Raw genomic sequence first — 25,657 nt, forward strand, 5'->3', positions numbered from 1 at the left:
CCTCGCCGCGAAAGGGGCCGTCAGGCCCGGACGGGGGCGACCAGGGCGGTCGCGAGCCCGACGAGCCCCTCGTCCCGCCCGACGAAGCCCAGACCGTCCGTCGTGGCGGCGCTCACCGACACCGGCGCCCCGCCCAGCGCGGCGGACATCGCCGCCGCCATCTCCTCCCGGCGGGGGCCGAGCCGGGGACGTCGGGCGACGACCTGCACCGCCACGTTGCCGATCTCGAAGCCGGCGTTCTGCACCATACCCGCGACGTGGGCCAGCATCTCGGCCCCCGACGCACCGGCCATCTCCGGGCGGTCGGTGCCGAAGACGCTGCCCAGGTCCCCCAGCCCCGCCGCCGACAGCAGCGCGTTGCACGCGGCGTGGGCCGCGACGTCACCGTCGGAGTGCCCCGCGATCCCCCGCTCCCCCGGCCACTCCAGGCACCCCAGCCACAGCGGGCGCGGGTCGCCCTCCGGGGCCCAGGCGTGGATGTCGGTGCCGACCCCGGTGCGTGGCAGGACGGTCATCGGCGCGCTCCTTCGCCGTGCCGCAGGATCTGGTCGACGACGGCCCCGACCTCCACGGCGGAGGTGTCCACGGTGAGGTCGGCCTCCGGCCACGGCTCGACCAGCCGGGTGCGCGAGCTCTCCCACCCCGGCGGCCGGTGTCCGGGGATGTCGGCGACCCGGGCCTCGACCCGGCGCCGGTGCTCCTGCGGGTCGCGACACTCGACGAGCACGCCCAGCGCGACGGCACCGCAGTCCCGGGCCACCGCCTCCCACTCCTGCCGCACGACACCCAGGCCGTTGACCATGTCCGCGACCACCGACCGGCCCAGCAGGAGCTGGTCCCGGGCGACGGCGTAGCACGCGGCGTATCCGTACGGTCCTCTGTCCCCGTCCTCGAGCCCGCTGCGCACCAGGGCCTGCTCGATGCTGTCCCCGCGCAGGTGGGTCGCCCCCAGCCGGGTGGCCAGCCGGCGGGCCAGAGTGGTCTTGCCCACGCCGGGACGGCCGCTGAGGACGACCAGCACCGGACGTCCCTCCCCCGTGACGTCCCGGTCCTGGTCGTCGACCCCGGCAGCCCCGTCGGTCCCGTCGGTCCGCACCGGGTGCTCTGCCTCCATCCACCCGGCGGCCACCTCCAGGTCCTCAGGGGTGGTGATCTTCAGCGCGCGCGGCGATCCCTCGACGACGGTGACCCGACCGCCGTGGGCCTCGACCATCCCGCAGTCGTCGGTCGTGAGCGCGAGCGAGGCCTCGGCCCGGCCCTGGTCGACGGGCTCGGCGTGCGCCCGCTCGAGGGTCTCCCGCAGGAAGCCCTGCGGCGTCTGGACCGCACGCAGGGAGGACCGGTCCACCGTCGCGAGGACCGTCTGCAGCCCCGTCGGGCCGGTGCGGACCTGCTTGATCGTGTCGGTGACGGCGACGGCGGGGGTGACCGCGGGGTGCCCGGAGTGCACGGCGTGGATGACCCGGTCGAAGACCTCGACGGGGGTCAGTGCCCTCGCGGCGTCGTGCACGAGCACCACCCCCACGTGGGCGGGGAGCGCGGCGAGGCCTCGGGCCACCGAGTCGGAACGCTCGGCACCCCCGGGCACCACCGTGATCCGGACGCCACGGGGAAGGTCGGTCAGCTCGGGCCTGACCGCATGCTGCACCTCGGCGAACGCCTCGGGGTCGGAAGGGGCCACCACGACGAGGTCGGTGATGGCGGTGCACCGCAGCGCCCCGCGCAGGGCGTGGACGAGGATCGGCGCGGCATCGGCGCCGCGACCGAGCGGCACGAGCGCCTTGGGCCGACCGGCACCCAGCCGGGTGCCCCGGCCGGCGGCGACGAGGACGAGGCCGGCGCCGACGATGCCGTCGGGCCGGCCGGTCATCTGCCTCAGGAGGCGAGGACCTCGTCGAGGGTGGCCTCGGCGGTGTCCTCGTTGGTCTTCTCCGCGAGCGCGAGCTCGGAGACCAGGATCTGGCGCGCCTTGGACAGCAGGCGCTTCTCACCGGTGGACAGGCCACGGTCCTTGTCACGGCGCCACAGGTCGCGGACGACCTCGGCCACCTTGATCACGTCGCCGCTGGCGAGCTTCTCGAGGTTGGCCTTGTAGCGGCGCGACCAGTTGGTGGGCTCCTCGGTGTGCTCCTCGCGCAGCACCTGGAAGACCTTGTCCAGGCCCTCCTTGCCGACGACGTCGCGCACGCCGACCAGGTCGCAGTTCTCCGCCGGGACCTCGATGGTGAGATCCCCCTGGGCGACCTTGAGCTTGAGGTAGAGCTTCTCCTCACCCTTGATGGTCCGAGTCTTCATCTCTTCAATGAGAGCGGCACCGTGATGCGGGTACACGACCGTCTCTCCGACCTTGAACGTCATCTTCTCGAAAGCCCCTTTCGCGGACCCCCAGAATACCACGCGTGGCGCACGTCACCCAACGAGATGCTTGACATCTGTGCTGGTCAGGGACTTGACAATCCCCCCACGGTATGCCGCCGACCCCCTGCTCCGGGCGCTCCAGGGTGCCCTCCGGGGCCATCTGCGGACCCTCGTCGCTCGGCTCTCGCCGCAGGTCACACGGCGTGCGGCGCCGCCCCCGCCGCGGGTGGCCGCTAGGCTGTGCCCCGTGACGACCGCATCCGCTCCCCGCCCCCGCCGGGCCGCCGTGCTGGTGGCCGCTGCCGTGTCCGCGATGACGCTGACCGGCTGCTCCCTCAACTCCCCCACGACGACCCTGCTGCGCTACGCCCCCGCGGACGGCGTCGAGATCGACGGCGAGGACCTCGTCGTGCGCGACCTGCTCGTCGTGAGCAACGGCGACGGCTCCCCCGCGGTCGTGTCCGGCTCGCTGGTCAACCGCGGGGACGAGCCCCTGACCGTCTCCGTCACGGCCAACGGCGAGCCCCTGTCGCAGGAGATCACGGTGGACCCCGGCGGCCGCACCCGGCTCGACGGGGTGGCCCCCGACGGCTCCCAGGGGGAGCGCCTCGTGCTGCCCGCGCTGGACTCCCCGGCCGGGCAGAGCGTGGAGATCCGCCTGAGCACCGGTTCGGAGACGCTGTCCGCCAACGCTCCGGTCCTGCTGCCCCACGGCCCCTACGAGGGCTTCGCCGACGACGCGGGCGGCACCGTCGAGCCCCACCCCGAGTCCGGGTCCGACCACTGAGCCGGGCCCGGGGGCGCTAGTCGTCCTCGCGCGGCACGGAGGTCGTGAAGCGCTCGTAGGCACCGGGCATCTGCTCGTCGTGCCACACGCCGGTCACGAGGAAGACGACCCGCAGCGCCACCGAGACCGCGTGGTCGCCGAAGCGCTCGTAGTAGCGGGAGAGCAGCGTGGCGTCGACGGTGTGCTGGGTGCTGCCGGTCCACGACGGGTCGAGCAGGATGCGGAAGACCTCCCGGTGCAGCCGGTCCATCGTCTCGTCGGCCTGGATGAGCTCGCTCGCGCCATGGACGTCGTTGGCGGCGACGATGTCGCCGGCCCGCAGCACCATCTGCTCGGCGGTGACCGCCATCTCGGCGAAGATCGGGCGCAGCTGCTCGGGCAGCACGGCGCCGGGGTAGCGCAGCCGGGCCAGCTTGGCCACGTGCCGCGCCAGGTCCCCGCTGCGCTCCAGGTCCGAGCTCATGCGCAGGGCGGTGACCATCTGTCGCAGGTCGGTGGCGACGGGCTGCTGGCGGGCCAGCACGTCGATCGCCCGGTTGTCGAGCTCGCGCCGCAGGGCGTCGATGAGCTGGTCGTCGGAGATCACCTGCTGGGCCAGCGCCAGGTCGGCGTCCATCAGCGCCCGGGTGGCCCGGTCGAGGGCCGTGGCGGCCAACCGGCTCATCTCGACCAGCTGCTCGCTGATGAGCTCGAGCTCCTCCTGGAACAAGCTGCGCATGTCTCTCCCTCTCCGAGTCCGTCCCCCTGCCGGGCGGCGCACGACCACCCGGGTCCGCAGGCTGCCGGACGGACGTGAACAACATACGACCTGGGCATGAACACCTCACCACGGACCTGCTGCAGGACCCTCACGTGCACAGGGTGGTCCTGCGGGCGGCCTAGTCTTGGACCCATGACCCCTCTCGCGGCGGGGGTGCTGGGACTGGTCCTCGGCGCCCTGACGGTGGCTGTGGCCTGGTGGTGGACCCGCCGCCCGGCGACGACCGCGGCGACCGCGTCCGGCCCGCCGACCCGCGACGACGAGGTGCCCGTCCCGGCCGGCGTCGCGGCCGTCCTCTCGGTGCTGCGCGCCGCGGGGATCGTCGTCGACCGGCGCGGCCGGGTCCGGATCGCCAGCGCGACGGCGACCGCGCAGGGGCTGGTGCGCGGTGACGCGCTCGTCCACCCGCGGCTGCGCGAGGTGGTGACCAAGGTGCTCGGTGACGGCACCATCCGGCAGGAGGAGCTGGTCTCCTACCGGGGGCCGCTGACCGCCGGACGGATGGTGCTGGACGCCCGGGTGGCGCCGCTGGACGACGGGCTCGTGCTCATCCTCGTCGACGACCGGACCCAGGCCCACCGCGTGGAGGAGGTCCGCCGCGACTTCGTCGTCAACGTGAGCCACGAGCTGAAGACACCGGTGGGGGGCCTGGCCCTGCTGGCCGAGGCGGTCGCGGACGCCGCCAACGACCCGGCGGCCGTCGCCCGGTTCGCCAGGCGGATGACCGCCGAGACCCAGCGGCTGACCCGGCTGGTGAACGAGATCGTCGACCTCTCCCGCCTCCAGACCAGCGACCTGCTCACCGACATGACCATCGTCGACGTGGCCGCGTGCGCCGCGGAGGCGGTCGAGCACACCCGCCTGGTCGCCGGGCAGCGCGAGCTGGTGGCCACACCGACCGGATCCCCGGAGGAGCTGCGGGTCTACGGCGACCGCGAGCTCATCACCACCGCCATCCGCAACCTGGTGACCAACGCGATCTCCTACTCCGAGGACGGCACGCACGTCGCGGTGGTCACCCGCCGGGAGGGCGACACGGTGGAGGTCTCGGTGACCGACCAGGGCCGGGGCATCTCCCCCGCGGACCAGGAGCGCATCTTCGAGCGTTTCTACCGCGTCGACGCCGCGCGGTCGCGCAGCACCGGTGGCACCGGGCTCGGCCTGTCCATCGTCAAGCACATCTGCGCCAACCACGGGGGTGAGGTGACCGTCTGGAGCGAGGAGGGGCAGGGCTCGACCTTCACCCTGCGGCTCCCGGCGGTGGTCGACGACCCCCGCCCGGTCGGCTCGCCCGCCCCCCACCGCGGGGTGCAGGGGGCCGGCCCGGTCGGCCCCCCTGACGGCGCGCCGGCACCCGCCTCCTCCCCCGTCCCGTCGGCGACGCACGACGGTCTCGAACCCCTGCGTGGAAAGGTGAGCTCCCCATGACCAGGATCCTGGTGGTCGAGGACGAGGAGTCCTTCTCGGACCCGTTGTCCTACCTGCTCGAGAAGGAGGGGTATGACGTGGCCGTCGCCGCCTCCGGCCCCGACGCCCTCGCCGAGTTCGACCGCACGGGGGCCGACCTGGTCCTGCTGGACCTCATGCTCCCCGGCCTGTCGGGCGTCGACGTGTGCCGCGCGCTGCGCCAGCGCTCGAGCGTCCCGGTCATCATGCTCACCGCCAAGGACTCCGAGGTGGACAAGGTCGTGGGTCTGGAGATCGGCGCCGACGACTACGTCACCAAGCCCTACTCGGGCCGGGAGCTGCTGGCGCGGATCAAGGCGGTCCTGCGCCGGTTGTCCGAGCCCGAGGAGCTGCTGCCCGCGACCGTCGAGTCCGGGCCGGTGCGCATGGACGTCGAGCGGCACACGGTCTCCGTCGACGGCCGGCCCGTCCCGCTGCCCCTCAAGGAGTTCGAGCTGCTGGAGATGCTGCTGCGCAACACCGGTCGCGTGCTCACCCGAGGCCAGCTCATCGACCGGGTGTGGGGCAGCGACTACGTCGGCGACACCAAGACCCTCGACGTCCACGTCAAGCGGCTGCGGGCCAAGGTCGAGCCCGACCCCTCCAGCCCGCGGCACATCATCACCGTCCGCGGGCTGGGCTACAAGTTCGAGGCCTAGCCGGACCTAGCGGCCCTGGTTGGCGACCGCCTGGATCGCGTCCTTGGCGGCCTCCGGGTCGAGGTAGCGGCCGCCGGCCTGGACCGGCTGCAGGTCCTCGTCGAGCTGGTAGAGCAGCGGGATGCCGGTGGGGATGTTGAGCCCGACGATGTCTTCGTCGCCGACCCCGTCGAGGTGCTTGACCATGGCCCGCAGGCTGTTGCCGTGGGCGGCCACGAGGACCGTGCGGCCGGCCCGCAGGTCGGGGACGATCTCCTCGTCCCACCAGGGGAGCATGCGGGCGATGACGTCCTTGAGGCACTCGGTGCGGGGGAGCTGGTCGCCGAGGTCGGCGTAGCGCGGGTCGCCGGCCTCGGAGAACTCCGAGCCGTCCTCGATCGGCGGGGGCGGGGTGTCGAAGGAGCGGCGCCAGAGCATGAACTGCTCGTCGCCGTACTTCGCCCGGGTCTCGGCCTTGTCGAGCCCCTGCAGCGCGCCGTAGTGACGCTCATTGAGCCGCCAGGAGCGCCTCACCGGGATCCAGTGCCGGTCGGCGACGTCGAGAGCGGTGTTGGCGGTCGTGATGGCGCGCCGCAGCAGCGAGGTGTGCACGACGTCGGGGGTCAGCCCCTCCTGCGTCAGCAGCTCCCCGGCCCGGCGTGCCTCGGCGTGCCCCTTCTCGGTCAGACCGACGTCGACCCAGCCGGTGAAGAGGTTCTTCTGGTTCCAGTCGCTCTCGCCGTGACGGAGCAGGATCAGGGTGTGCGCGGCCTCGCTCATGACCCCACACTATCGGGGCGCCCCGCCGTGGCTGCCGACCCCGTCCCGTCGTCGGCGGCCTCCAGCTCGGCCCGGAAGGCCTCCAGGTTGGCCGTGCTCTCCCCCCGGTCGACGCGCCAGGCCCACTCCCGACGGATGGAGGTCCAGAAGCCCAGCCGCAGCAGGTCGTTGAAGGGCTCGTCGCAGGCGGCCAGGACCGCTCCGAGCAGGTCGTCCAGCAGCTGCTCGTCCAGACCGACGAGCGGGACCCGCCCGGTGAGCCAGACGTCGCCGCTGCCGTCCACGGCATACCCCACCCAGGGCAGCCGCAGCGCGCGGCGCAGGAGGAAGCGGTAGAAGGCCTCGTGGTTCTCGTCGGGGTTGCGCACCACGAAGGCCCGCAGCTCCAGCGCGCGCTCACCCACGAGGAGCGAGACGAGGGTCCTCAGCTTGCGTTCCCCGGGGAGGGTCGCGACGGTCTCGCCCGCGCGGGTGCCCGCCTCCCAGGGGACGCCGAGGGCGTCCAGGTGGGTGCGCAGCCGGCCCTCGTGCCCGGCGGTCGCGTCCGGCGACGGGGTCATCGGTGCTCCTTCCCGCGGCGGACCGCGGCGTAGGTCTCCTCCAGCTGCTCGACCGTGCGCTCCCAGGAGAACGCCCGGGCGTGCGCGACCGCCGCGGTCGCCCACGCCTGCCGCGCCCGGGGGTCGTCCAGCCGGTGCAGGCTCTCCTGCAGGGCCTGGGCCCAGTGGGCCGGGTCGTGACCGTCCACCAGCACGCCCACCTCCCCGACGGCGACCGGGAGGCCTCCGACGCGGGCCGCCACCACGGGGGTGCCGCACGCCAGGGCCTCGAGGGCCACCAGCCCGAACGACTCGGCGTAGGACGGCACGGCGAGGAGGTCGGCGGCGGCGTACCACCGCGCGAGCTCCGGGCGCGGCACCGGCGGACCGAACCGCACGACGTCGGCCAGACCCTCCTCCCGCGCGAGGCGCTCCAGCTCGTGCGGACGGTCGTGACCGCTTCCGGACAGGCCGCCGAGGACGACGACCTGCAGGCGGTCGCGCAGACCGGGCTCGCGCGTGAGCAGGTCGGCGGCGGCCCGCAGGAGCACGTCGGGCCCCTTGAGCGGCTGCACGCGTCCCACGAAGAGCAGCACGGTCGCGTCCGGCGCGACGCCGAGGGTGGCCCGCGCCTGCGCCGGCTCCACCGGCCGGAAGGTGTCGAGGTCGACCCCGGGGTGGACCACCCGCACACGGCCGGGGTCGGCGCCGTAGAGCTCCATCAGCGCCCCCGCCTCCTGGTCGGTGTTGGCGACGAGGGCGTCCGCCGCGCCCACGAGGGCGGCCTCCCCCTCTTCCCGGACGCGTGGCTCGGGGCGGTCCCCCGGGGCGAGCGAGCGGTTCTTGACGCGCGCCGCGGTGTGCATGGTGACGACCAGGGGTATGCGGTGCCGCTGCGTGACGGGGAGCGCCGCCACCCCGGACAGCCAGTAGTGGGCGTGCACGACGTCGGCCGGTCGGGCGCGCAGGTGCTGGTCCAGCGCCGCGGAGAACTGGCTCAGGTGGGCCGGCAGGTCCTCCTTGGCCAGGCCCGGCGGGCCGGCGGGCAGGTGGTGCACCAGCGCGTCGACCCCGGGCTCGAGCGGGACCGGTCCGGTCGGCGCGCCCGGCGTGGCGCGGGTGAGCACGTCGACCGGGGTCCCCCGACGGGCCAGCTGCTCGGCGGTCCGGGCCACGTAGACGTTGAGGCCGCCCGCGTCCCCCGTGCCCGGCTGCAGCAGGGGGGAGGTGTGCAGGGAGACCATCGTGACGCGGCGCACCCGGCCAGTCTGGCACGCGGCATACCCTGGTCCGGTGCCCAGCCGAGCCTCCCGCAGCGTCCCGGGACGCCCCGTCGGCACGGTCACCCGAGGGACCACGAACCCCCAACCGACTGCGCCGGGTGGACCGCTGGACGGCCTTCGCGCTCGCCCCGCTGCTGCGGGCGGCGGACGCGGCGCCGGTGGTCGTCGACCTGGGTTACGGCGCCTCCCCCGTCACGGTCCTGGAGCTCGCCGACCGGCTCGCCCGGGTGCGCCCGGACGTGCGGGTGGTGGGGGTGGAGATCGACCCGGAGCGGGTTGCGCGCGGGGTCGCCGTCGCCGACCCGCCGCGGGTGGACTTCGTCCTGGGGGGCTTCGAGGTGCCGCTGCCGGGGGTCGGGCGGGCGGCACGGCCGACGGTGGTGCGGGCCTTCAACGTGCTGCGGCAGTATGCCGAGCACGACGTGGCCGCGGCGTGGTCCCAGGTGGTGGACCGGCTCACGCCCGGTGGTGCGCTGGTGGAAGGGACGTGCGACGAGCTGGGCCGGCTCGCGGCCTGGGTGGACGTCCGCCGGGGCACGGACGGCGCGCCGGCGCCCCGAAGCCTGACGTTGTCCTGGCGGCTCGCCGGGCTGGACCGGCCGTCGGCGGTGGCGGAGCGGCTGCCGAAGGTGCTCATTCACCGCAACGTCCTGGGCGAGCCGGTGCACGCGCTGATGACGGCGCTGGACGCGGCGTGGGCGCGCCACGCCCCCCTGGCGGCCTTCGGGGCGCGGCAGCGCTTCGTCGCGACGGCGCAGGCGATGCGCGAGCAGGGGTGGCCGGTGCGGGACGGGGCGGCGCGGTGGCGGCTCGGGGAGCTCAGCGTGGACTGGGCGTGCGTCGCCCCGGCTCAGCGCCGGGAGTAGTCGTCCTCGAGGCGCTCGATGTCGGACTCGTCGAAGTGGCCGAACCCCAGCTCGAGCACCACCGCCTCGCGGTCGCCGGGGTTGCCCATGCGGTGCACGGCCCCCACCGGCACCCACACCAGCTCCCCGACTTGGGCCGACCAGGTGCGCCCGTCCACCGTGACGTCGAGCGGGCCGGCGAGCACGTGCCACAGCTCGGCCCGGTGCTGGTGCCGCTGGAGCGAGAGTCGCTGGCCGGGGTCGACCGTGATCGTCTTCACGGTGGTGGGCTCGTTGGCGGTGAACTGACGGAAGCGGCCCCACGGGCGCTCCTCGACGAAGACGGCCTCGCGACGGTCACGGTCCGGCGACGGCTCGGTCACGGGGCCACCCTCCTGGCTCACGGGAAAAGATCGATCGCGTCCGCCGGCACCCTGCTACCGGGGCGACGCGCCCACCATGATGCCACCCGGAGGGGGTTCGCTCACCACGGACCGTAGGGGCCCATGTAGGTGCCCGGGCCGCCCCGGCCCTGCACGGCCTTCACCGCGGGCTTGACGTCCACGTGGTAGACCGCCGCCGCGACGACCGCGACGATGTTGAAGATGTTGAAGGGGGAGAACAGGAAGATGAAGCCGACGACCGTGGCCGCCCCGGTGAGGATGAGCCAGAACTGCTTGGACCGCTTGCCGGCGGCCGGGAAGGCGTCGGCCCGGGTCCGCAGGCAGTCCACCAGCGCCCAGAGCATCATGGCGAAGATGCTGACCCCGACGACGGTCTGGAGCAGGGACTGGGCCTCGTAGATCGCGGGCATGGGTCCAGCGTAGGTGGTCTCAGGTGTCGACGAGGACGGTGAAGGGTCCGTCACCCACGATCTCCACCTGCATCATGGCGCCGAACCGGCCGGTCTCGACCTCGACCCCCCGCTGTCGCAGGGCGGCCACCACGGCGTCGACGAGGGGCTCGGCCACCTCCCCGGGGGCCGCGTCGCCCCAGGACGGCCGCCGTCCCTTGCGGGTGGTGCCGTAGAGGGTGAACTGGCTGACGACGAGCACCGGTGCGCCCGCGTCGGCCACCCCCTGCTCGTCCCTCAGGATCCGCAGCTCGGCGATCTTGCGGGCCATGGTGGCGACGTCCTCCGGCCCGTCGGTGTGGGTCGCGGCCACCAGCGCGACCAGGCCTGGCCGGTCGATGCGCCCCACCACCTCGCCCTCGACGGTGACCCGGGCTCTGGTCACCCGCTGCAGGACCGCCCGCACCGTCAACCCCGCGTCAGCGCCGGAAGGTCCAGCGCGCGCACCCGGCCGACCGGCTCCCCGTGGCCGCGCACGACCGCCTCGGCGTCCAGACCGTCCAGGGTGGCGGCGACCCCCTCCCCCAGGTCGCCGACGCCGGCCAGCCGCAGGGCGGCGGTGGTGACGACGACGCGGGCCCGCTGCTGGCCGTCGGCGATCTTCACCGCGAGCCCGCGCCCGTCGGCCAGCCCCACGGCGTAGACGGCCTCGGCGCCGTCCTTGGCGATGAGGCCCGGCACACCGCGCATGAGCACGGTGTTGTCCCGGCCGGTGCCGCCGACCATCTCGGGGTGCGCCCGCATGGCGGCGGCCACCCGACCCTCCGGGGTGTCCGCCGGCGCCGCGGCCAGCCGGCCGAAGGCGCGGGCCAGGCCGGCGCTGCTCACCGCGAGCGCCGGCGCGCCGCAGCCGTCCACGGTGGTGGCGGCCACGGGCTCGCCGCACAGCTCCTCCACGACCTCGACGACGAGGCGCTGGAGGGGATGGCCGGGGTCGCGGTAGGTGGCGGTGTCCCACCCGGCGGTGACGCAGGCCAGGAGCATCCCGGCGTGCTTGCCCGAGCAGTTCTGCCCCAGGGCGCTGGCAGGCAGGCCCTCGCGCACCCAGCGGGTCCGCTCGGCGTCGTCGAGAGGCAGGTCGGGGGTGTTCTGCAGGGCGCTCTCGCCGAGGCCGGCGGCGGCGAGGATGCGCCGGCTTCCCTCGAGGTGGAAGGGCTCCCCGGAGTGGCTGGCGCAGGTCAGCGCCAGGAGAGCGCCGTCGAGGTCGGCGCCCGCGCGCAGCAGCGCCAGGGCCTGCAGGGGCTTGAGGGACGAGCGCGGGAGCACCGGTGCGTCGACCGGGCCGACGGCGAGGTCCAGGGACCCGTCGGCCGCCGTGAGGGCGACGATCCCGTGGTGGACCGACTCGACGAGGTCGTTGCGCACGACCTCGGCGACGACGGGGGCGGCGGCGAGCGGGCTGGTCGTGGTCATCGGGCGCGACGCTCCTTGACGCCGAGGAGCTCCCGCGCCTGGGCGGTCGACATCGGCGGCCGTTGCAGGGTGGTGGCGAGCTCGGCGGCGCGGGAGACCAGCTCGGCGTTGTGCTGCACCGGGCGACCGCGGGCGAACAGAACGTTGTCCTCCATACCGACGCGCAGGTGGCCCCCCATGGCCAGGGCCGCCGCCGCGACCGGGAGGTGGGCCCGCCCGATGCCGGTGGCCGACCAGCTCGTGACCTCGGGCGGCAGCATCTGGACGCCGGCGACCAGGGCCGGCACCGTGCCCGGCATCGCCCCGGGGACCCCGGTGACGAAGTCGACGTGGACCTTGCCCCCGTAGGGGAGCCCGTGGGCGTCGATCAGCCTGGCCAGGGCCGCGAGGTGGCCCAGCTCGAAGATCTCGAACTCCGGGACGACCTCCTTCTCCTGGGCCTGCACGTAGAGGTCGCTCATGAAGCCGTGGGGGTTGAGGAAGACGTCGTCGCCGAAGTTGACGGTGCCGCAGGTGAGGGAGCACGAGTCGGGCTCGGCGTCGAGGACGGTGAGTCGTGACTCCAGGGGGTCGTGCACGGAGCCGCCGGTCGAGAGCTGGACGACCAGGTCGGTGGCCTCGCGGAGCGCCTGCACCGTGTCCCTCAGCCGGACCGGGTCCAGGGTGGGCGCGTGGTCCCGCTCCGGGTCGCGGACGTGGACGTGGACGAGCCCGGCGCCGGCCCGCTCGCACGCCTGCGCCGTCTCGACCAGCTCCTCGAGGGTGGTCGGCAGCTGCGGGAGGTCGGCCTTGGCCGTCTCGGCGCCGGTGGGCGCCACCGTGATCAACGTCGATGACATGGGGCCGATCCTGCCAGCCGGGCCGACCGTGCCCCCAGGCCGCCCTCGGCGGAGGGTCAGGCCCGGGGGATCCGTGGCCGCGCGGCGGGACGCTCGGTGCTCGGCGGGACGATCGGCGTCTGCGCGGCCGAGACGTCGCCGGCCAGCAGGACGGCCCCAGGGTCGGTCGTGTACTTGACGAGAGCGAGCGCGATCGGGCCGTCCTCGTGGTGGCGCGCGACGCTGGTCAGCCGGCCGACCGGGCGACCGCCGTCCACCGGCACCAGCTCGGTGCCCGGCTCGGGCAGGACGTGGCCGGACCCGTCGAGGTGCAGGAAGACGACGCGACGGGGCGGGCGACCGAGGTTCTTCACCCTGGCGACCGTCTCCTGGCCGCGGTAGCAGCCCTTGTCCAGGTGGACGGCGGTCCGCAGCCAGTCCAGCTCGTGGGGGATGGACCGGTGGTCGGTGTCCACCCCGGCGCGGGGTCGCCAGGCGTGCACGCGCAAGGCCTCGGCGGCCCAGGTGCCGGCCAGCGGACGGTCGCCGACGGCGGCCTCGAGGCGGCCGCGCGGGACGATCAGCTCGCGCCAGGCACGACCCGCGGCCGGGTGGTCCTGCCCCTGCGGGCCGTAGCAGAAGGTGTCCCCCACGGGACCGGGCCACGGGTCGACCCAGGTCGGCGGCTCCCCGGCCGCCCCGGGCCGGGCGACCGGCTCCCCGAGGACGGCGTGCTCCGGCGAGACGTCCGTGACCTCGACCCGGAGCATGAACCGCATGGAGTCGAGCCAGCCGGTGACCGCGGCCGCCGCACCCGGCTCGGTCGTCACCCACGTGGTCTCCCCGTCGTCGACGACGTGCAGGGCGTGCTCGACGTGCCCCTTGGGGCTCAGGACGAGAGTCTCTACCCCGGCTCCGGGAGCCAGGGCGAGCAGGTGCTGGGTCGTCAGGGAGTGCAGCCAGGACAGGCGGTCCGGCCCGGTGACCGTCACCACCCCCCGGTGGGAGAGGTCGACGACCGCCAGCCCCTCCGCCAGCAGCCGCTGCTCGCGGGAGGGGTGGCCGTAGTGGGCGGCGACCCCGGCGTCCGGGCCGGTGCCCTCGACCGCGCCGGGACGCTGCAGCAGGACGCTCATGGGACGGGCTCCTCCGGTGGTGGACGGGTGCCCCTCCACCGTAACCGCCCCGCTCCGGTCCTCCGGACCACGTGCCGCACGTCAGCGGACTGTCAGGACCGGCGCATAGGATCCCGGTATGGGGTACGAGCAGGACGTGGACCGCCGCCGCGACGCCCGGGGCGGCCGGCGGCGGAGGCGTCCGCTGCGCGCGCTCGCCGCAGCCGTCGGGGTGCTCGCCCTCCTGGGCGTGCTGACCATCGCCGGCTACCTCTTCTACCTCCAGCGCACGGTCGAGGGCAACATCGAGCAGGCCGACCTGCGGCCCACCGAGAACGCCCGGATCACCATCTCCCCCGACGTCTACGGTGCGCGACAGCCGGGCGACCCGACCACGGTGACCGGTGACGCCTCAGGGGGCGAGCAGGGGAACGGCGAGGGGGACGCGTCCTCCGACGGTGAGGGCGTCGGCGAGGGCGAGGGGGACCTCGGGGACGAGGGTGAGGAGGAGGTCGCCCCGATCGTGGGTCCGGACGGGCAGGAGCTGGACGTCGCCGGGGTCGAGGTGGTCGCGACCAACCCCGAGCGCAGCCCGTCGGCCGGCGACGCCCTCAACTTCCTCATCATCGGCACCGACAGCCGGGACCTGTCCGTGGAGCGCGGCCGGTCCGACGTCATCGTGCTCATGCACGTCAGCGACGAGCGCGACCGGGTCGACCTCGTCCACTTCCCCCGCGACCTCTTCGTGCCGATCGCCGGCACCGGCGGGTCCTCCAAGATCAACGCCGCCTACTCCTACGGCGGGGCGCCGCTGCTCCTGCAGACCCTCCAGCCCCTCATCGGGGTGCCGATCGACCACGTCGTCATCGTCGACTTCGACAGCTTCCGGGCGATGACCGACGCCGTCGGCGGCGTCGAGGTCATGGTCACCGAGGCCGGGGGCGGTTTCTCGACCGGCCTGCAGCACATGAACGGCGAGCAGGGGCTGCGTTTCGTCCGCGAGCGCTACTCCCTGTCCCAGGGCGACATCTCCCGCGGTGAGCGGCAGATGCAGTTCATCAAGGGCCTGATGAACAAGGCGCTGTCCCGCGAGACCCTCACCAACCCCGCCCGGCTGGCGAGCTTCGTCGACGCGGCGTCCACCAACCTCACGGTCGACGCGGACCTGGAGGTGGGTGCCATGCGGGACCTCGCCTTCTCGATGCGGGGCGTGCGCGGCGACGGCATCCACTTCTGGCAGGGTCCGTGGAACGGCATCGACATGCACCCGGTGGCCGGGTCGATCGTGCTCATGGCCGACGCGCAGATGGCGCGTCTGGCCCAGCACCTGCAGACGGACACGATGGAGTCCTACGTGGACGACGTGTCTCCCCGGGTGGGCTTCGGCGGCTGAGCGCCGGGGGCTCAGACCCGCTTGAGCTCGGCCGACACGTGCGACTGGAGAGGGTGGCCGGTGGCGGCCATGTCCATCACCCACATCATGTTGCCGCCGACGTAGCCGTACATCCGGTGGGCGGCGGAGTACTCCTTCGCGTGCGGGCTGCGGATGACCCCGTCGGTGCGGACCTCCACCTTCGCGGGGCCGGTGGTGCCGTAGTACATCTCCACGATCCCCGTCGGGTGGGTGAGCAGCAGCTCGACGTCCCCGCCGGGCTGCGGGCGCCAGAAACCGGTCTCGACGGCCCCCAGCCTGTCCTTGTTGCCGTGCTCGTCCAGCAGCCAGGCGCGGGAGGACCACATGAGGAAAGGACGACCGTCGTGGGTGACTTCGATCTCCTGGCCGAAGTTGCGGGACTCGATGGACGGGTAGCCGACGACGCCGGCACCGGCCCAGGAGCCGAGCATCCAGGCCAGGGGGGCGCAGTCGGGGTGCATGGTCGGGTCGAGCTCGAGAGGCGGCACGGGCCCATCGTACGGGGACGGGGTCAGGCTCCCAGCGCCTCCGGCAGGAAGGCGAGCGCCACCAGGTAGGGCACCACTCCGACGACCAGGACCGACACCACGGCCGTCACCAGGCGGGGGCGCGGATGGGCCAGGGTCGGCAGCGGCCCCAGGACGGCGCGCAGGGCGTGGCTCAACCCGCCGCTCGCGACGCCCAGCAGCAGCCAGGTCGCCGGGGGCGCGTCCATCACCACCGCGAGCAGCAGGGCCGCGACGCCGCCGGAGGCCATCGCCAGCGGCGTCAGCCAGGGCCGCAACCGGGGCACGGCTGCCAGCAGGTCGGTCCCGGCGCTGGCCACGGCCGCGGCCAGGGCGGTGAGGACCAGGGCGAGACCCTCCACGCTGCGGCTGGCCGGGACGAGGAGGACCCCGCACGTGAGCAGGCCCACCGCCAGCACCACCGAGCTGACCGACTCCACCACCCGCGGGCGGCCGTCCTTGCGGAAGACCTGGTGGACGAACGCGGCGATCATGGCCGCGGACAGGGCGACGGGGACCCACAGCAGCCACGGACGGTCCTCCTGCACCGCCACCGCGAGCACGAGCGCCAGCCCCCCGAGCAGCACGACCCCCACCGTGCCGCGCGGTGTGGGCAGCGCGAGCATCCCGGCCCAGCCCCACGACACCACCCCGACGCACAGCGTCAGCGCCGCCACCAGGCCCAGCGGCGAGGCGGCCGCCGCGACCCCGAGCAGCAGGGCCACCCCCCACACGCCCAGGGTCACGGCCAGGGCGGTGCTGCGCCGCGGCCGACCGGTGGTGCTCGACATCCCCCCATCCTGCCGCACCGCCGTGGGACCGGCGCGACTCTCCTATCCTGTGGGCGTGGCCGACGTGGTGCTGCTGACCCCCGACCCCGCCGACCCGTCGGCGGGCTCGGTCGTGCCCGGCCTCGCCCTGCTGCCGCACCGGGTCACCGTCCTGGGGCTCGACCCCGCCGCCCTGATCGCCCGCACCCCCGACCTGGTCCTGGTGGACGCGAGCCGCGACCTGGTCCAGGCCCGCGGCATCCTGCGCACGCTGGCGGCGATGGACCTGGGCTGCCCCGTGCTGCTGGTGCTCGCCGAGGGAGGGCTGGGTGTGGTGGACGAGCACTGGCCGATGGACGACCTCGTGCTCACCGTCACCGGCCCCGCGGAGCTGGCCGCCCGTCTGCGCCTGGCCCTGACGCGAGGCCCCCGGTCCTCCCCCGCACCACCACCGGCGCCCGCCGTCCGGGAGCCGAGCACGATCCGGGTGGCCGACGTCGTCGTCGACGAGGCCAGCTGGACGGTGCGGGCCGGAGGTCGGACGCTCGACCTGACCTACAAGGAGTTCGAGCTGCTGCGCTACCTGGTGGCCCACCCGGGGCGGGTGGTGACCCGCGACACCCTGCTGCAGGAGGTGTGGGGCTCCGACTACTACGGCGGCACCCGGACCGTCGACGTCCACATCCGCCGGCTCCGGGCCAAGCTCGGCTCCGAGCGGGAGTCGCTCATCGGGACCATCCGGGGGGTCGGCTACCGCTTCGACGGACCACGGGGCGCGGACCGCTGAGGGCCGTGCCACACTGTCGCTCTATGTCCGGCACGAGGCCCGTCATCGAGGAGCTCCCCGCGCTGCCCGGAGCGCTGTCCGGCGACGTCCTGGCCCTGGCCCACCGGGCCGCCCAGCACGACGGCGTGCGACCGCTGTCCGAGCAGACCGTCCTGCAGGCGCGCCGGCTGCCGCAGGAGGAGCTGGTGGGCACCAGCACCCACCTGGTCGTCGTCGCCGAGGACCCCGCCGGCGCCGGGGCCGGCCTGCCCGGGTCGGCGGCCGCCCCCACCGGGCCGGTGCTGGCCTACGGCCACGTCGACGCCAGTGACCCCTCCGCCCCGTCCGCCGAGCTGGTCGTCGACCCCTCCCGGCGCCGGCAGGGGGTCGGGGGGATGCTCCTGGACCACGTGCTCCGACGCTGGCCCGGGGTGCGGCTGTGGTCGCACGGCGACCTGCAGGACGCACGGCGCCTCTACACCTCGCGCCAGCTCAGCGTGGTCCGCGAGCTGTGGCAGATGTCCGGCCGCTGGCCGGCGAGTGGGCCGACCTGCCCGACCACGACGTGGAGCTGCCCGAGGGCCTGGCGGTGCGCCCCTTCCGGGTCGGCCACGACGAGGAGGCCTGGCTCGCCGTCAACGCCCGCGCCTTCGCCGGCCACGCCGAGCAGGGACGGATGACGCTGACGGACCTCGCAGAGCGCCGGGCCGAGCCGTGGTTCGACCCGCACGGCTTCCTCATCGTCGAGGACCGCACCGGCGCGACGTCGACGGCAACCCCCGGATCGCCGCCTTCCACTGGACCAAGGTGGAACCCGACGACCGCTCCACCGGCGAGGTCTACGTCGTGGGCGTCGACCCGGACTACCAGGGCCGGGGCCTCGGCACGGCCGTCACCCTGCTCGGCCTGCAGCACCTGCGGGCCGTCGGGGTGAGCACCGCGCACCTCTACGTCGACGGGGACAACCCGGCGGCCATCGCCACCTACCACCGGCTCGGCTTCGAGCGGTCGGCGATCGACGTCATGTATGCCGCCGGAGCCGCGGAGGCGTGAGCCCGGACGATCGCATGGTCCGGGCGGCCGGGGTCGTCCCCGTGCGGTGGCGCGACGGTGCGCTGCAGGTCGCCCTCGTCCACCGGCCCAAGTACGACGACTGGTCCTGGCCGAAGGGCAAGCTCGACCACGGTGAGCACTTCGCGGTCGCCGCCGTCCGGGAGACGTTCGAGGAGACCGGCCTGCAGGTCCGGCTCGGGCGTCCGCTCCCGGACGTCCGCTACCCGCTGCAGAGCAACGGGCAGGTCAAGCTGGTGCGCTACTGGGTGGCGGAGGTCGTCGGGGGCCACGGGCGGCTGGAGCACGAGGTCGACGAGGTCGCCTGGCTCTCGCCCACGCTCGCCGCCCGCCGGCTCAGCTACGACCACGACCGGGCGCTGCTGGACACCGTGGTGGAGCTGCATACCGCGGGGCGGTTGCGCAGCTGGCCGCTGCTGCTGGTGCGGCACGCCCACTCGGTGCCCCGCGGGGACTGGGACGGACCGGACGCCCGGCGTCCCCTCAGCCGCGCCGGTCGGCGACGCGCCGAGGGCCGCATGCGCCAGCTCACCCAGGCCTACGCCCCCACCACGGCGCTCAGCAGCCCGGCCGTGCGGTGCACGGACACCCTGCGCCCCTGGAGCGAGCCCGCGCAGGTGCCGGTGGCGTGCAAGAAGGGCCTGTCGGAGGAGGGTTTCGCGGTCGACCCGACGAAGGTCGACAAGCATCTCGCCCGCGTGCTGGCGGCGGGTGACCCGGCGGTGATCTGCACCCACGGACCCCTGCTGCCCCGGCTGCTCCAGCGGTTGGGCGAGGTCCCCGGCGTGGATCTCGACGTCGGCGACCGTCGCATGCTCATGCGGTTGCGGGACGCACCGATGGACAAGGGGGAGATCCTCGTGTGCACCATGCTCGGTGCCGGCGCCGACGCCCGCGTCGTGGCCGTCGAGCGGCACCGACCTCGCGGTGAGGGGCGGGAGACCTCTGCGTAGCCCGACCGGCGACGACATATATAAGCATTGACTTATTAAGGGCTGCTGGGCATGATGCCGGGCATGGAGACCTTCGACGTGCTGGGCGACCCGGTCCGCCGGAGGCTGCTCGAGCACCTGGCCTCCTGCGGCGAGCTGACGGCCGGGGGCCTGGTGAGCCTGGCGCGCGAGGAGTTCGGGATCAGCCAGCCGGCGGTCTCCCAGCACCTGAGGGTGCTGCGCGACGCGGGCCTGGTCAGCGTGCGCACCGAGGGCACCCGGCGGATCTACATCCTGCGCGGCGAGCCGCTCGCCGAGGCCGAGCGCTGGCTGGCCGACCTGCGCGGCTTCTGGTCGCAGCGGCTCGACGCCCTCGGGACCGAGCTGGCCCGTGGGCGGCGCGCGGCACGCCATACCCGCTCGACAGAGACCACCGACAGACGACGCGGCGTCCGCCGCGCACGAGACCAGGAGGATGGCATGAAGGACCTGATGGAGGAGCTCACGATGGTGCAGCGGCGGGTGGCGGACGGGCAGGTGCCGGCCGGGGCGGCCCGGGTGATCTCCCTCTCGCGGACATATGCCGCGACCGTCGAGGAGGTCTGGGACGCGCTGACGGACGCCGAGCGGCTATCGCGGTGGTTCCTGCCCGTGAGCGGTGACCTGCGGCCGGGTGGGCGCTACCAGTTCGAGGGTAACGCCGGCGGCGTCGTGCGGGAGTGCGAGGGGCCGACGCGGCTGGTGGTCACCTGGGAGATGGGCGAGCCGGGGCCGGCGGACACCTCGTTGGTGGAGGTCCGGCTCACGGCGAGCGACACCGGCACGCGGTTGGACCTAGAGCACCGGGCGCAGGTGCCGCCGGAGATGTGGGACCAGTTCGGGCCGGGCGCGGTCGGCGTCGGCTGGGACGGCGCGCTGCTCGGCCTGGCCCTGCACCTGGCGGGTGAGCGGCTCAGCGGGACGCCGGACGAGATCGCGGCCGACCCAGCGGTGATGGAGTTCAACGTCGCCGCGGCACGGCAGTGGGGCCTTGCGCACCGGGCGGCCGGGGCGGACGCGGAGACGGCCGACGCCGGCGCGGAGGCGACGACCTCGTTCTACGTGCCTGCGCAGGGCTGAGGGGGACCCTTCAGCTCGGCGGCGACCGCACAGCCAGAGGATTGTGTGTGCCGGGCCGGGAGCGCCTCTCGGCGCGGGGCCGCTCGTGGCGGCGAATGTTGGAGCCCGGGGCTGCCGCGGCCCGGCACACGGTAGAGACTAACCCGCTTCCCCGCCGAGATGTTCCTGAGCGTTCCTGTGTCCGCCGCCACACCGACGCCGCCACGCCGGCCGCCGGCCGCCGGACGCCCGCCGCGTGGCGGGCGCGGGCCGTCAGTGCAGGTCGCCCTTGCGCCAGAGCCTGGCGCAGGCGGTGAGGTCGTCCGCGGTGTCCCGCAGCCGGGCCGCCCGTCGGCCGCGGTCGTCCCCCTGTCCCTCCGCGGCGGGGTCGGCCAGACCCACGGCCATGACGTGGCAGAAGGCGGAGGCCCGCTCCAGCGCGACCGCCAGGTCCCCCGTGAAGACACCGGTGAGGATCTCCTCGGTCAGCCGGCCCAGCGCCGAGGGCGTGGGCGGCTCGGCCACGCCCGCGATCGCGCGGTAGACCTCCGTGTGCGCCGCGCCGGCGGTGAACTGGCGGCCGACCTCCCCCGGCGACCGGCGCACCCACTCGTGCAGCAGGTAGAGCCGCCACAGGGCCCCGGGCAGGGTCCGGGCCGGGCGGTCGGCCCACATCTCCGCGACCGTGGCCAGCCCCAGCTCCTCGACGAGGCTCACCAGGCGCGCCGTGAGCTGCGGGTCGCCGCGGCCGTCCCGCCCGCGCCCGACGACCAGCTCGGCCGTGCGGTGCGCGGCCTCCGCCGCCTCCAGGGGGTCCACGCCGCCGGCCACGTCCTCCAGCACCTCGGAGGGGCGCAGGGTGGGCCGGTGGAACGGCCTCCGACCCGGCTCCCGGCTCATGCCGCGTCACCTCCGCGCAGGACGGCCACGCTGTCGGGGCCCAGCAGCACGGTGGGACCGTCCTGGTCGACGTCGCCGAAGGTGGTGAGCACCCGCGCGCCGGTCCCGACCGCCACAGGGGTGCGTCCGCTGCCCCCGAGGGTGCAGATCACCCGGACGTCGCCGCGGACCACGGTGATGACCTCCCCGCCTGCTCCGCCGGGCGCGGGGGCGCGGTCGACCTCCCCCCCGGCGAGCGGCGTCGAGGTCAGGCCAGGCTCGGACCTGCGCAGGAGCAGCAGGTCGCGGTAGAAGGCGAGCACCTCGGCGTGGCCGGGATCGGCGACCTCGTCCCAGTTGAGCACCGAGGCGGCGACGGTCGCGGCGTCCTGCGGGTCCGGCACCTGGCCGGACCACCCGTGCTCGGCGAACTCCGCCTGCCGACCGGTCCGGATCGACTCCGCCAGCCACTCCTCGTCGTGGTCGGTGAAGTACTGCCACGGGGTCGAGGCGCCCCACTCCTCACCCATGAAGAGCATCGGGGTGTAGGGCGAGGTGAGCAGCAAGGCCGCGCCGATGGCGTGGCGGCCCGGGCTGATCGTGTGGTGGATCCGGTCGCCGACGGCGCGGTTGCCGACCTGGTCGTGGGTCTGCAGCGAGGCGACGAACCGCCACCCCGGGGTGACCTCCGGGTCCACCGGGCGCCCGTGCCGTCGACCACGGAAGGTCGAGAAGGACCCGTCGTGACGGAACGGCGTGCGGGCCAGCACCCGGGGCAGCACGTCCGCGTCGGCGAAGTCCGCGTAGTAGCCCTGCGTCTCACCGGTCAGCAGCACGTGCAGGGCATGGTGGACGTCGTCCGCCCACTGGCCGTGCAACCCCGTCCCGCCGCTGCCGCCTGGGCCGCGGGGGGCCACGGTCGCGGGGTCGTTGCGGTCGGACTCGGCGACCAGGGTCCGGGGTATGCCGCTGCGCGCGGCGATCTCGTCGGCGACCTCGGCCATCTCCTCCAGGACGTGCCGGGCCCGGTCGTCGTGCAGCGCGTGCACCGCGTCGAGCCGCAGCCCGTCGAGGTGGTAGTCCTCGAGCCACATCCGCACGTTGTCGAGGACGAAGTCCCGCACCCCGTCGCTGTGCGGCCCGTCGAGGTTGACCGCCTGGCCCCAGGGGGTGTGGTGCCGGTCGGTGAAGTAGGGGCCCACCTGGCCCAGGTAGTTGCCGCTGGGGCCGAGGTGGTTGTAGACGACGTCGAGCCAGACGGCCAGGCCCCTGGCGTGGGCGGCGTCGACGAAACGGGCCAGCCCGTCCGGGCCGCCGAAGGCCTCGTGCACGCCGTAGAGCGCCACCCCGTCGTAGCCCCAGCCGACCCGGCCGGGGAAGGGCGCGACGGGCATCACCTCGACGACGCTCACCCCCAGGTCGACGAGGTGGTCCAGGCGCTCCAGGGCGGCCTCGAAGGTGCCTTCCCGGGTGAAGGTGCCGACGTGCAGCTCGTAGACCGCGGCGCCCTCGAGCGGCACCCCCGACCAGTCCTGGTCGGTCCACGCGAAGGAGGTGAGGTCGACCAGCTGGCTGGGGGCGTGCACCCCGTCGGGCTGACGCCGGGAGCGCGGGTCCGGGACGGGGTCGCCCCCGTCGACGCGGAAGGCGTAGCGCCCGTCGCCGGGCTCGGCCTCGACCTGCCACCAGCCCTCCTCCGCCCGGGTCATCGGGACGGCGACGGATGAGTCCGCGCCCAGGCGCAGCTCGACCTCGGAGGCCTCGGGGGCCCACAGGCGGTAGGTGTGCCCGGCGCCCCCCGGCCGCTGGCCGTCGTCAGGTCGGTGGTGGTCGGGTCGCTGGTCGCCGCCGGGGCGGACGTCGTCGTCGGGTCGCAGGTCGTCGCTCACCGGGGTCCTTCCTCGAGGTCACGGGCCCGCACCAGCAGGGCCACGGGTGCTGTCGCGAAGACGTCGACGGCTGCCGCGCCGTCCTCCCCGACGTGGTGTTCCGCACCGGTCAGGGCGTCCCGCCACAGGTCCGGCGGCAGGGGGATGCGGGTGTCCCCCAACCCGCCGGCCGCGCCCAGGGCGCGCGGAGCACGGATGGTGAGCGTGGCGGCCACCCCGCCCCGCACGAAGCCGAGCACGTGCGGCCCGGCGTCCACCGGGGTGTAGCCGGCACCGGGGCCGTAGGCCTGCGGCAGCCAGGACCGCAGGCGCAGCACCCGGGAGCGCAGCCAGAGCACCTCGTCGGCGAGGTCGTGCGGCCGGCCCTCGGCGTCCAGCCGGCGCAGCCGCTCGAGCCGCTCGTCGAAGTCCACCGGCCTGCGGTTGTCCGGGTCCACCAGCGCCAGCCCCGCCGCCTGGTAGGTGTCGGGGACCCCGGGCAGCGTCAGCTGGACCAGCTTCTGGGTGAGGGTCAGGGTGCGGATCGTCTGCTCGTTGTCACGGACCGCGGCGGCGATGGCGGTGCTGACCTCGCCCTCGTGCGAGACCATCTCGTCGGCGAGCGCGAGCACCCTCGCCTCGTAGTCGTTGTCCGGCTCCACCCAGGTGCTGTGCAGCTTGGCCTCCCGCACCGCCTTGGTGAGGTAGGCGTGCAGGCGGTGCGGCTCGACCCGGCCCGCCCCCACCAGGGTCTGCCAGACGAGGTGGGCGGTGGGCGCGTCGACACCGTGCCGCTGGGCGGCGGCCGCACCGGCGGCGGACAGGGCCCGCCAGGCCTCGGGGTCCCCCGCGACGGCGAGGATGCGAGCCCGCACGTCCTCGCTGCGCTTGGTGTCGTGGGTCGACAGCGTGGTCATGCCCAGGGGCCAGTGCTGCGCCTGGTGCACCGCCCAGGAGTGCAGGGTCGCGACCTCCGGCGTCTCCCCGGCCCGGGGGTCGGCGCCGACCTCGTTGAGCGCGACGAGCCGGTGCCAGCGGTAGAACGCGGTGTCCTCGATCCCCTTGGCCATCACCGGGCCGGTCGTCTGCTGGAAGCGCACGCACAGGTCGGCGGCGGCGACCGGGTCGACCACGCTGACGTCCGGCCGGCGCAGCAGCTGGGCCAGCTCGACGAGCTCGCCCTCCAGGTCCGGCCGGTTCGCCCGGGCCCGCTCCACCGCGTCCAGGAGCGGCCGCTCCAGGTCCGGGTCGGGGGTCTCCCCGGGCCGGATGTAGGCGCGGTAGACGTGCACGTCCACGAGCAGCTCGGTGAGGGCGGCCCGCAACCGGTGCTCGTCGGCGTGCGGGAGCGCCTCCCGGGCCCGGCGCACCAGCCGCGACACCTCGGGCTGCAGGAGGGCCTCGACGGCCTGCCGCTTGCACCGCTCCACCTCGACGTCCAGGTCCGGCTCGCCGCCGGTGGCGAACCACGCGGTGCTCACCACGTCCGCGGTGGTGGGGTCGACCAGCGCCCCGAGCACGGCGGCGTTCGCGTCATACCCGGTCGTGCCCTCGCACGCCCAGGCGGAGGGGAGGCGCTCGGCGCCCTCGAGGATCTTCTCGACCCAGACCGGGGTGCCGGGGCGCAGCTGCTCGCGCAGCATCGCCAGGTAGCCGCCCGGGTCCGCGAGCCCGTCCGGGTGGTCGACCCGGAAGCCGTCGATGACGCCCCGGTGGTGCAGGTCCAGCAGCTCCGCGTGCGTCGCCGCGAAGACGTCGGGGTCCTCCACCCGGACCCCGATGAGACCGTCGACCTCGAAGAAGCGCCGGTAGTTGAGGACCTCGGCCGCGTCCTGCCAGTGGCCGAGCACCCAGTGCTGGGCCTCCAGGAGGGCCGGGAGGTCGTCGGTCAGGTGCTCGGTGCCCTCGGCGACCGGCAGGACGTGCTCGAAGTAGCGCACCACCGGCCTCCCGACCGCCGGGCCCTCGTCGTCCCGGCCGGTGGACACCTCGATCTCCCCTGCCTCCAGGGCCTCCTCGAGGGACTGGCCGAGCAGCGGAAGCCCGAAGCGTCCGCCCAGGTGCTCCCAGTCCACGTCGAACCACCCGGCCCGCTCCGAGGCCGGGCCCTCCCGCAGGACCTGCCACAACGGGGCGTTGCGCCAGAACGGCGAGACCAGGGCCATGTGGTTGGGGACGATGTCCACGACGACGCCCATGCCCCGCTCGTGGACCGCGGCGGCCAGCCGCTCGAGCCCCTCGCGACCGCCGATCTCCGGGTTGACCCGGGTGTGGTCCAGGACGTCGTAGCCGTGGTCGCTGCCCGGGACGGCGGTCAGCACCGGCGAGAGGTAGACGTGGCTGGCGCCGAGCTCCTCCACGTAGGGCAGGGCGGCGAGAGCGTCGTCGCAGGTGAAGCCGGCGTGCAGCTGCAGGCGGTAGGTGGCGGTGAGCGGGCGGCGTTCGCGGGCCTCAGATGTGGTCATGTCCGCTCCAGTGTCTCAGGAGCGGCGCGCGGCGCATCCGGTGAAGGCTCCCCGCCGGGGGACGGACGTCGCACCGCTCCGGTGGGACTCCGGGAGGACGGGTCGGGGCCGAGGACGGGTTGGGGCCGAGGACGGGTCGGGCGGGATGGGATGGAGGGTATGCACGCTCCCGCACCGCATGAACGGTCGTCGGGCGTGCATGCGGTGCAGGAGCGTGCATCTCCGGTGCCGCCCCACGCCGGGCGGGCGGCAC

General features: G+C 74.6%; 27 protein-coding genes and 1 pseudogene. 10 read left to right on the forward strand and 18 right to left on the reverse strand.

Features of this window, described 5'->3' with window-relative positions:
* Positions 1–20 precede the first annotated feature (20 nt).
* The 3 genes from ispF to E3Z34_RS14500 are packed head-to-tail and all read right to left on the reverse strand — an operon-like array spanning position 21 to position 2,358.
* Positions 21–515, reverse strand: a complete 495-nt coding sequence (ispF, locus tag E3Z34_RS14490) for a 2-C-methyl-D-erythritol 2,4-cyclodiphosphate synthase (protein ID WP_134774173.1) — start codon at positions 513–515, stop codon at positions 21–23.
* Positions 512–1,870, reverse strand: a complete 1,359-nt coding sequence (gene ispD / locus E3Z34_RS19930) for a 2-C-methyl-D-erythritol 4-phosphate cytidylyltransferase (RefSeq protein WP_134774174.1) — start codon at positions 1,868–1,870, stop codon at positions 512–514. The genes ispF and ispD overlap by 4 nt, the downstream gene beginning before the upstream one ends.
* 5 nt (positions 1,871–1,875) lie before the next feature.
* Entirely contained in the window at positions 1,876–2,358 is a 483-nt protein-coding gene (locus tag E3Z34_RS14500) for a CarD family transcriptional regulator (protein ID WP_134774175.1), read from the reverse strand.
* Positions 2,359–2,605: 247 nt separating this feature from the next.
* Here E3Z34_RS14500 and E3Z34_RS14505 point away from each other — a divergent pair, with 247 nt between their 5' ends.
* Positions 2,606–3,145, forward strand: coding sequence for a hypothetical protein (locus E3Z34_RS14505; RefSeq protein ID WP_134774176.1), 540 nt, complete (start codon positions 2,606–2,608; stop codon positions 3,143–3,145).
* 16 nt (positions 3,146–3,161) lie between these two features.
* Here E3Z34_RS14505 and phoU read toward each other — a convergent pair whose 3' ends face one another.
* Complete coding sequence (phoU, locus tag E3Z34_RS14510) at positions 3,162–3,863, reverse strand: phosphate signaling complex protein PhoU (RefSeq protein WP_134774177.1); 702 nt, start codon at positions 3,861–3,863, stop codon at positions 3,162–3,164.
* A 174-nt stretch (positions 3,864–4,037) separates the two neighbouring features.
* On the opposite strand from phoU, the gene E3Z34_RS14515 reads away from it, so the two are divergent.
* Both E3Z34_RS14515 and E3Z34_RS14520 read left to right on the forward strand, forming a co-directional pair.
* Complete coding sequence (locus E3Z34_RS14515; protein WP_134774178.1) at positions 4,038–5,333, forward strand: sensor histidine kinase; 1,296 nt, start codon at positions 4,038–4,040, stop codon at positions 5,331–5,333.
* Positions 5,330–6,010 carry a response regulator transcription factor gene (locus tag E3Z34_RS14520; protein WP_134774179.1) on the forward strand — a complete coding sequence of 227 codons (681 nt, stop codon included), beginning with the start codon at positions 5,330–5,332 and terminating at the stop codon, positions 6,008–6,010. The genes E3Z34_RS14515 and E3Z34_RS14520 overlap by 4 nt, the downstream gene beginning before the upstream one ends.
* A gap of 6 nt (positions 6,011–6,016) precedes the next feature.
* On the opposite strand, the gene E3Z34_RS14525 is transcribed toward E3Z34_RS14520, so the two are convergent.
* Genes E3Z34_RS14525 through mshA form a run of 3 tightly spaced genes read right to left on the reverse strand, consistent with a single transcriptional unit; the run spans position 6,017 to position 8,654 of the window.
* Positions 6,017–6,769 (reverse strand): phosphoglyceromutase, encoded by a 753-nt coding sequence (locus E3Z34_RS14525; protein WP_134774180.1) that lies wholly within the window; start codon positions 6,767–6,769, stop codon positions 6,017–6,019.
* Positions 6,766–7,329 carry a YbjN domain-containing protein gene (locus E3Z34_RS14530; RefSeq protein WP_134774181.1) on the reverse strand — a complete coding sequence of 188 codons (564 nt, stop codon included), beginning with the start codon at positions 7,327–7,329 and terminating at the stop codon, positions 6,766–6,768. The genes E3Z34_RS14525 and E3Z34_RS14530 overlap by 4 nt, the downstream gene beginning before the upstream one ends.
* Positions 7,326–8,654: a D-inositol-3-phosphate glycosyltransferase gene (mshA, locus tag E3Z34_RS14535; RefSeq protein ID WP_238695205.1), complete on the reverse strand. Its 1,329-nt coding sequence runs from the start codon at positions 8,652–8,654 to the stop codon at positions 7,326–7,328. The genes E3Z34_RS14530 and mshA overlap by 4 nt, the downstream gene beginning before the upstream one ends.
* On the opposite strand from mshA, the pseudogene E3Z34_RS14540 reads away from it, so the two are divergent.
* Positions 8,602–9,457: pseudogene (locus E3Z34_RS14540) on the forward strand (class I SAM-dependent methyltransferase). The gene mshA and the pseudogene E3Z34_RS14540 sit on opposite strands and share 53 nt — an antisense overlap.
* Here the strand turns inward: E3Z34_RS14540 and E3Z34_RS14545 are convergent.
* The 6 genes from E3Z34_RS14545 to ygfZ all read right to left on the reverse strand — a co-directional run bounded on the left by E3Z34_RS14545 (position 9,442) and on the right by ygfZ (position 13,656).
* Positions 9,442–9,819 carry a phosphomannose isomerase type II C-terminal cupin domain gene (locus E3Z34_RS14545; protein ID WP_134774182.1) on the reverse strand — a complete coding sequence of 126 codons (378 nt, stop codon included), beginning with the start codon at positions 9,817–9,819 and terminating at the stop codon, positions 9,442–9,444. The pseudogene E3Z34_RS14540 and the gene E3Z34_RS14545 overlap by 16 nt on opposite strands.
* A gap of 101 nt (positions 9,820–9,920) precedes the next feature.
* Positions 9,921–10,250: a DUF2516 family protein gene (locus tag E3Z34_RS14550; RefSeq protein WP_134774183.1), complete on the reverse strand. Its 330-nt coding sequence runs from the start codon at positions 10,248–10,250 to the stop codon at positions 9,921–9,923.
* Between the two features lie 19 nt (positions 10,251–10,269).
* Positions 10,270–10,695 carry a D-aminoacyl-tRNA deacylase gene (gene dtd / locus E3Z34_RS14555; RefSeq protein WP_134774184.1) on the reverse strand — a complete coding sequence of 142 codons (426 nt, stop codon included), beginning with the start codon at positions 10,693–10,695 and terminating at the stop codon, positions 10,270–10,272.
* Between the two features lie 2 nt (positions 10,696–10,697).
* Positions 10,698–11,702 (reverse strand): asparaginase, encoded by a 1,005-nt coding sequence (locus E3Z34_RS14560; RefSeq protein WP_134774185.1) that lies wholly within the window; start codon positions 11,700–11,702, stop codon positions 10,698–10,700.
* Positions 11,699–12,541, reverse strand: coding sequence for a beta-keto acid cleavage family enzyme (locus E3Z34_RS14565; protein ID WP_134774186.1), 843 nt, complete (start codon positions 12,539–12,541; stop codon positions 11,699–11,701). Before E3Z34_RS14565 ends, E3Z34_RS14560 begins: the two co-directional genes overlap by 4 nt.
* 56 nt (positions 12,542–12,597) lie before the next feature.
* Positions 12,598–13,656, reverse strand: coding sequence for a CAF17-like 4Fe-4S cluster assembly/insertion protein YgfZ (gene ygfZ / locus E3Z34_RS14570; RefSeq protein ID WP_134774187.1), 1,059 nt, complete (start codon positions 13,654–13,656; stop codon positions 12,598–12,600).
* Positions 13,657–13,774: 118 nt separating this feature from the next.
* Here ygfZ and E3Z34_RS14575 point away from each other — a divergent pair, with 118 nt between their 5' ends.
* The gene (locus tag E3Z34_RS14575; protein ID WP_134774188.1) at positions 13,775–15,028 is read left to right on the forward strand and encodes an LCP family protein; all 1,254 of its coding nucleotides are present in this window, start codon (positions 13,775–13,777) and stop codon (positions 15,026–15,028) included.
* An 11-nt stretch (positions 15,029–15,039) separates the two neighbouring features.
* On the opposite strand, the gene E3Z34_RS14580 is transcribed toward E3Z34_RS14575, so the two are convergent.
* Entirely contained in the window at positions 15,040–15,510 is a 471-nt protein-coding gene (locus E3Z34_RS14580) for a heme-binding beta-barrel domain-containing protein (protein WP_134774928.1), read from the reverse strand.
* 50 nt (positions 15,511–15,560) lie between these two features.
* Entirely contained in the window at positions 15,561–16,346 is a 786-nt protein-coding gene (locus tag E3Z34_RS14585; RefSeq protein WP_134774189.1) for a hypothetical protein, read from the reverse strand.
* A 55-nt stretch (positions 16,347–16,401) separates the two neighbouring features.
* Between E3Z34_RS14585 and E3Z34_RS14590 the strand changes: the two genes are divergently transcribed.
* The 5 genes from E3Z34_RS14590 (at position 16,402) to E3Z34_RS19935 (ending at position 20,213) form a co-directional block, all read left to right on the forward strand.
* Positions 16,402–17,112, forward strand: a complete 711-nt coding sequence (locus E3Z34_RS14590; protein ID WP_134774190.1) for a winged helix-turn-helix transcriptional regulator — start codon at positions 16,402–16,404, stop codon at positions 17,110–17,112.
* Positions 17,113–17,135: 23 nt separating this feature from the next.
* Complete coding sequence (locus E3Z34_RS18310) at positions 17,136–17,771, forward strand: GNAT family N-acetyltransferase (RefSeq protein ID WP_202976964.1); 636 nt, start codon at positions 17,136–17,138, stop codon at positions 17,769–17,771.
* Between the two features lie 34 nt (positions 17,772–17,805).
* Positions 17,806–18,144 carry a GNAT family N-acetyltransferase gene (locus E3Z34_RS18315; protein ID WP_202976965.1) on the forward strand — a complete coding sequence of 113 codons (339 nt, stop codon included), beginning with the start codon at positions 17,806–17,808 and terminating at the stop codon, positions 18,142–18,144.
* A complete protein-coding gene (locus E3Z34_RS14600) occupies positions 18,141–19,115 on the forward strand; it encodes an NUDIX hydrolase (RefSeq protein ID WP_238695206.1) in 975 nt (324 codons plus the stop codon). The genes E3Z34_RS18315 and E3Z34_RS14600 overlap by 4 nt, the downstream gene beginning before the upstream one ends.
* A 63-nt stretch (positions 19,116–19,178) precedes the next feature.
* On the forward strand, positions 19,179–20,213 hold the full coding sequence (locus E3Z34_RS19935; protein WP_158288701.1) for a metalloregulator ArsR/SmtB family transcription factor: 1,035 nt from the start codon (positions 19,179–19,181) through the stop codon (positions 20,211–20,213).
* A gap of 252 nt (positions 20,214–20,465) precedes the next feature.
* On the opposite strand, the gene E3Z34_RS14610 is transcribed toward E3Z34_RS19935, so the two are convergent.
* The 3 genes from E3Z34_RS14610 to treY are packed head-to-tail and all read right to left on the reverse strand — an operon-like array spanning position 20,466 to position 25,404.
* Positions 20,466–21,092, reverse strand: coding sequence for a hypothetical protein (locus tag E3Z34_RS14610; RefSeq protein ID WP_134774192.1), 627 nt, complete (start codon positions 21,090–21,092; stop codon positions 20,466–20,468).
* Positions 21,089–22,960: a malto-oligosyltrehalose trehalohydrolase gene (treZ, locus tag E3Z34_RS14615; RefSeq protein ID WP_238695207.1), complete on the reverse strand. Its 1,872-nt coding sequence runs from the start codon at positions 22,958–22,960 to the stop codon at positions 21,089–21,091. The genes E3Z34_RS14610 and treZ overlap by 4 nt, the downstream gene beginning before the upstream one ends.
* A complete protein-coding gene (gene treY / locus E3Z34_RS14620; RefSeq protein ID WP_134774193.1) occupies positions 22,957–25,404 on the reverse strand; it encodes a malto-oligosyltrehalose synthase in 2,448 nt (815 codons plus the stop codon). Before treY ends, treZ begins: the two co-directional genes overlap by 4 nt.
* Between the last annotated feature and the right edge of the window lie 253 nt (positions 25,405–25,657).

This window comes from Ornithinimicrobium flavum, from assembly GCF_004526345.1.
GTDB lineage: Bacteria > Actinomycetota > Actinomycetes > Actinomycetales > Dermatophilaceae > Ornithinicoccus > Ornithinicoccus flavus.

Bases quoted from the DNA above. Each gene is read 5' to 3' on its own strand.
- ispF (WP_134774173.1), bottom strand. From the start codon at position 515: ATGACCGTCCTGCCACGCACCGGGGTCGGCACCGACATCCACGCCTGG.
- ispD (WP_134774174.1), bottom strand. From the start codon at position 1,870: ATGACCGGCCGGCCCGACGGCATCGTCGGCGCCGGCCTCGTCCTCGTC.
- E3Z34_RS14500 (WP_134774175.1), bottom strand. From the start codon at position 2,358: ATGACGTTCAAGGTCGGAGAGACGGTCGTGTACCCGCATCACGGTGCC.
- phoU (WP_134774177.1), bottom strand. From the start codon at position 3,863: ATGCGCAGCTTGTTCCAGGAGGAGCTCGAGCTCATCAGCGAGCAGCTG.
- E3Z34_RS14515 (WP_134774178.1), top strand. From the start codon at position 4,038: ATGACCCCTCTCGCGGCGGGGGTGCTGGGACTGGTCCTCGGCGCCCTG.
- E3Z34_RS14520 (WP_134774179.1), top strand. From the start codon at position 5,330: ATGACCAGGATCCTGGTGGTCGAGGACGAGGAGTCCTTCTCGGACCCG.
- E3Z34_RS14525 (WP_134774180.1), bottom strand. From the start codon at position 6,769: ATGAGCGAGGCCGCGCACACCCTGATCCTGCTCCGTCACGGCGAGAGC.
- E3Z34_RS14530 (WP_134774181.1), bottom strand. From the start codon at position 7,329: ATGACCCCGTCGCCGGACGCGACCGCCGGGCACGAGGGCCGGCTGCGC.
- E3Z34_RS14550 (WP_134774183.1), bottom strand. From the start codon at position 10,250: ATGCCCGCGATCTACGAGGCCCAGTCCCTGCTCCAGACCGTCGTCGGG.
- E3Z34_RS14560 (WP_134774185.1), bottom strand. From the start codon at position 11,702: ATGACCACGACCAGCCCGCTCGCCGCCGCCCCCGTCGTCGCCGAGGTC.
- E3Z34_RS14565 (WP_134774186.1), bottom strand. From the start codon at position 12,541: ATGTCATCGACGTTGATCACGGTGGCGCCCACCGGCGCCGAGACGGCC.
- ygfZ (WP_134774187.1), bottom strand. From the start codon at position 13,656: ATGAGCGTCCTGCTGCAGCGTCCCGGCGCGGTCGAGGGCACCGGCCCG.
- E3Z34_RS14575 (WP_134774188.1), top strand. From the start codon at position 13,775: ATGGGGTACGAGCAGGACGTGGACCGCCGCCGCGACGCCCGGGGCGGC.
- E3Z34_RS14580 (WP_134774928.1), bottom strand. From the start codon at position 15,510: ATGCACCCCGACTGCGCCCCCCTGGCCTGGATGCTCGGCTCCTGGGCC.
- E3Z34_RS14585 (WP_134774189.1), bottom strand. From the start codon at position 16,346: ATGTCGAGCACCACCGGTCGGCCGCGGCGCAGCACCGCCCTGGCCGTG.
- E3Z34_RS18310 (WP_202976964.1), top strand. From the start codon at position 17,136: ATGTCCGGCACGAGGCCCGTCATCGAGGAGCTCCCCGCGCTGCCCGGA.
- E3Z34_RS19935 (WP_158288701.1), top strand. From the start codon at position 19,179: ATGGAGACCTTCGACGTGCTGGGCGACCCGGTCCGCCGGAGGCTGCTC.
- E3Z34_RS14610 (WP_134774192.1), bottom strand. From the start codon at position 21,092: ATGAGCCGGGAGCCGGGTCGGAGGCCGTTCCACCGGCCCACCCTGCGC.
- treY (WP_134774193.1), bottom strand. From the start codon at position 25,404: ATGACCACATCTGAGGCCCGCGAACGCCGCCCGCTCACCGCCACCTAC.